5 protein-coding genes are annotated in these 3,970 nt (G+C 69.3%); 3 read left to right on the top strand and 2 right to left on the bottom strand.

Features of this window, described 5'->3' with window-relative positions:
- The 3 genes from HUK84_RS11850 to HUK84_RS11860 form a co-directional block, all read left to right on the top strand.
- Window positions 1-485, top strand: a 485-nt coding sequence (locus HUK84_RS11850; protein ID WP_176640475.1) for an energy transducer TonB, incomplete at its 5' end; no start/stop codon positions are given.
- 73 nt (window positions 486-558) lie between these two features.
- Window positions 559-2,016 carry an AMP nucleosidase gene (locus HUK84_RS11855; protein WP_176640476.1) on the top strand — a complete coding sequence of 486 codons (1,458 nt, stop codon included), beginning with the start codon at window positions 559-561 and terminating at the stop codon, window positions 2,014-2,016.
- A 129-nt stretch (window positions 2,017-2,145) separates the two neighbouring features.
- On the top strand, window positions 2,146-2,493 hold the full coding sequence (locus tag HUK84_RS11860; protein ID WP_176640479.1) for an acyl-CoA thioesterase: 348 nt from the start codon (window positions 2,146-2,148) through the stop codon (window positions 2,491-2,493).
- 45 nt (window positions 2,494-2,538) lie between these two features.
- On the opposite strand, the gene HUK84_RS11865 is transcribed toward HUK84_RS11860, so the two are convergent.
- Window positions 2,539-3,354 carry a TIGR00282 family metallophosphoesterase gene (locus HUK84_RS11865; protein WP_176640477.1) on the bottom strand — a complete coding sequence of 272 codons (816 nt, stop codon included), beginning with the start codon at window positions 3,352-3,354 and terminating at the stop codon, window positions 2,539-2,541.
- A gap of 96 nt (window positions 3,355-3,450) precedes the next feature.
- Entirely contained in the window at window positions 3,451-3,966 is a 516-nt protein-coding gene (locus tag HUK84_RS11870; RefSeq protein WP_374729326.1) for a 5-formyltetrahydrofolate cyclo-ligase, read from the bottom strand.
- Between the last annotated feature and the right edge of the window lie 4 nt (window positions 3,967-3,970).

Below are 3,970 nucleotides of genomic sequence, written 5' to 3' on the forward strand. Positions count from 1 at the left end.
CGCGGACGCCGACGCATGCGCCCTCGCCGTTCGATTCGCCGATGGATTTGTCCTTTGCCCCGTCGCCCGGGCCGGTGCGCCAGCGGCGCGGCCGGGCCGGCGGGTCGGGCAGTCCGATCGACCTGTCGGTCGGGCCGATGGTACGCAACGGGCAACTGAACGCGCCCTATTCCACCCAGACCCAGATCCGCGGGGTGAGCGAGGATTACGGCGAAGAGATCGATCGCTGGATCCGCGCCCACATGTACTACCCCGAGGAAGCGGCCCGTGCCGGGGAGGAGGGTCCGTCCTCGGTCCATGTGGTGCTGGATCGCAGCGGGCGGGTGAAGGCGGTGCGGCTGACCGGGCAGTCCGGGTCGTACTACCTGGATGCCGCCACCACCGGCATGTTCCATGGCGCCGAACTGCCGCCCGTGCCGCCGGACATGACGGGCGACCATTTCGATATCGACCTGACGATCAACTATATCCTGATCCGGCGTTGATGATCCGTCCGGACGGGACGACGGCACGACAGGCCAGGAGGGGCGCCGGGACAGGGCGCCGGATAGGGGGCACATGACCGAGGACATGGCGGCGATCCGCGACCGGGTGGGCACGGATTTCGAGGCGTTCACCGATGCCGCCGAGGCGGTGGAGCGGATCAGCGAGATCTACGAGGCCGGGGTGCATGCCCTGCGCGCGGCCTTCGCCGGCCGGCAGGGCGGCATGCAGGCCGTACCGACCTATCCCTACCTGGCCTTTCCGGTCGACCGGACGCCGCCGCCCGAGGAGACGCGTCCGCCCTTCGACGTGGTGCTGGAGCCGGGATTCTACGGCACCACCCTGACGCGGCCCGCTTTGTTCCGCGATTACTGGCGCGAGCAGATCGACATCCTGCTGCGCCATTACCGCCAGCCGGTGCTGGTGGGAAAGTCGCGCCGGCCGATCCCGCTGCCCTATGTGATGGAAGAGGCGGTGACCGCGATCACCGAGGACGACCTGCGGGCGCTGCAGCGGCATTTCGCGCTGCCGGACCTGCACGCCACCGACGACCTGATCGCCAATTGCGCGCTGATCCCGCAGCCGGGCGAGCCGCGGCCGCTGGCGCTGTTCACCGCCGAGCGGACGGATTACTCGCTGGCGCGGCTGCATCATTATACCGGGACCTCGCCCCGCCACGTGCAGCGCTTCATCCTGCTGACCAACTACCAGCGCTATGTCGACGCGTTCCGCGAATATGGGCGCGCGCAGGTCGACCGGGGGGAGGAATATGACCGGTTCGTCGAGCCGGGCGACCTGGTCCATCGCCGGGGCGACCCGCCGGCCCCGCACATGTCCGGCAGCCTGCCGCAGATGCCGGCCTATCACCTGTGCCGGCCGGACGGGGACGGGATCACGCTGGTCAATATCGGCGTGGGTCCGGCGAACGCGAAGACGATCACCGACCATCTGGCGGTGCTGCGGCCGCATTGCTGGCTGATGGTGGGGCATTGCGCCGGGCTGCGCCGCACGCAGCGCCTGGGCGATTACGTGCTGGCCCACGGCTATGTCCGCGACGACCATGTGCTGGACGACGACCTGCCGCCCTGGGTGCCGGTGCCGCCGATCGCCGAGGTGCAGGTGGCGTTGCAGGAAGTCACCGCGCAGGTGACGGGGCTGCGCGATTCGGAACTGAAGACGCGGCTGCGCACCGGCACGGTGATGACGACCGACAACCGGAACTGGGAATTGCGGCTGAATGCGCTGTTCACCCAGATAAACATGTCGCGATCCATCGCGGTGGACATGGAGTCGGCGACCATCGCGGCGAACGGGTTTCGCTTCCGGGTGCCGTATGGGACGCTGCTGTGCGTGTCGGATAAGCCCTTGCATGGTGAGCTGAAATTGCGCGGCATGGCGAATGCGTTCTATCGCGAGCGGGTGGCGCAGCACCTGACGGTGGGGATCGAGACCATGCGGCTGCTGCGCGCGCAGGGGGTGGACCGGCTGCATTCGCGCAAGCTACGCGGGTTTGACGAACCGCCTTTCCGCTGACCCGCGTTTTCGGCCTTCGGGCCGTGCCAGGAGCCTGCCCGCGTGACCTTTGCAAGCACCGCCACCCTTGACGACCCCGCGCCCGCGGCCGGACGCCCGACCGTGCCCCCCACGATCCGCGTGGTGGCGATGCCGGCGGATGCCAATGCCGCGGGGGATATTTTCGGCGGCTGGCTGATGTCGCAGATGGACCTGGCGGCGGGGACCACGGCGGCGCTGCGGGCGGCGGGGCGGTGCGTGACGGTGGCGATCGACAAGGTGGTGCTGCACCAGCCGGTGCTGATCGGCGACGAGGTCAGCCTGTATACGCGCATCATCCGCACGGGGCGCACGTCGATGTCGATCCATGTCGAGACCTGGCGGCGGGCGCGCCATTCGCACGAGACCGTCAAGGTGACGGAAGGGGTCTTCACCTTCGTCGCCATAGACGATCACCGCCGGCCGCGTCCCCTGCCCCCGGAGCAGCCGGCCGGATAGAGCATCCTTATCCGTTCAAACGATTCCGCCTGAACGGAATCCGCTCTAAAAATCCGGCGTGGTCGGGGCCAGCAATCCGCCCATGCGCAGCGGCGCCACGCGGCGGGCAAGGCCGGTGGCGTCATCGGTCTCGACCATGATGCCGGCCAGGCTGGCCTGGCCCTCGGCCGGTTGCAGGCGTTCGCCGGGCATGCGGCGCAGAAAGCGGGCGATGGCCGCGTCCTTGCCCATGCCGATCACGCTGTCATAGTCGCCGCACATGCCGGCATCGGTCTGGAACGCCGTGCCGCCGGGCAGGATGCGATGATCGGCGGTGGGGGTATGGGTGTGGGTGCCCACCACCAGCGAGGCGCGCCCGTCGAGCACGTGGCCCATGGCCCATTTCTCGCTGGAGGCCTCGGCATGGATGTCGACCACCACGGCCTGCACCGTGACCCCCAGGCGATGGCGCGCGAGGATGTCGGCCACGGCGCGGAAGGGATCGTCGAGGGCGTCCATGAACTGGCGGCCCATCACGTTAATCACCAGCGCCTTGCGTCCGTCGACCAGCGTGACCAGGGCGCTGCCCTGGCCGGGGGTGCCGGGCGGGTAATTGGCGGGACGGATGATGCGGGGCTCGGCATCGATATGGCCGATCAGGTCCTTGCGGTCCCAGGCATGGTTGCCCAGGGTGACGATATCGGCCCCCGCGGCGAACAGGTCCTGCGCGATGGCGGGGGAGAGGCCGAAACCGTGGCTGGCATTTTCGCCGTTCACCACCACCAGATCGAGCCGGAGGGTGCGCCGCAGGCCCGGCAGGGATGCCATCACCGCCTCGCGCCCCGCGCGTCCGACGATATCGCCCAGAAACAAGATCCGCACCCGGCCTTTCCCCTTTTTCCGTCATCCATATGCTGGACTCTGGTGGGTAGACCCGAACGGCATCCCCGTCCATCGCCGCGGCCGGGTTTGCCGGCTTTATCGTCCGCAGCGGATCGTTTCGTGCTCGGTCACGATGACCGGCAGGGGGATATCGTGCGGGCCGACGGGCACGGCGGGCACTTCCTGCGCCGCCAGGCCGTATCCCGCCGCCGGCACCGCGCCCCCGGATACCGTGCCCCTGGACACCGCCTCCCTGGGGCCTGCCGGTTCGGCGCCCGATCCGTCCCATGTTCCGACGCCGAGTTCCGCCAGGGTGCGGTCGTAATAGCCGCCCCCATAGCCCAGCCGGAAACCGCGCCGGTCGAAACCGAGCAGGGGCACGAACACGAAATCGGGCCGGGCGACGGGTCCGTCCGGATAATGGGTGCCGAAGCGGCCGGGATGCATCGGCGTGCCGGGATGCCAGCGGCGGAAGCGCAGCGCATGGCCGCGCGGCAGGGTTTCGGGCAGCAGCACCCCATAGCCGTCGGCATGCAGGTCGGCGCACAGGCCGCGCAGATCGATTTCGCCCGGCAAAGGCCAGGTTGCGGCGACCAGCGCGCCGGGCCGCAGGTGC

It is taken from the genome of Nguyenibacter vanlangensis, from assembly GCF_013376155.1.
GTDB lineage: Bacteria > Pseudomonadota > Alphaproteobacteria > Acetobacterales > Acetobacteraceae > Gluconacetobacter > Gluconacetobacter vanlangensis.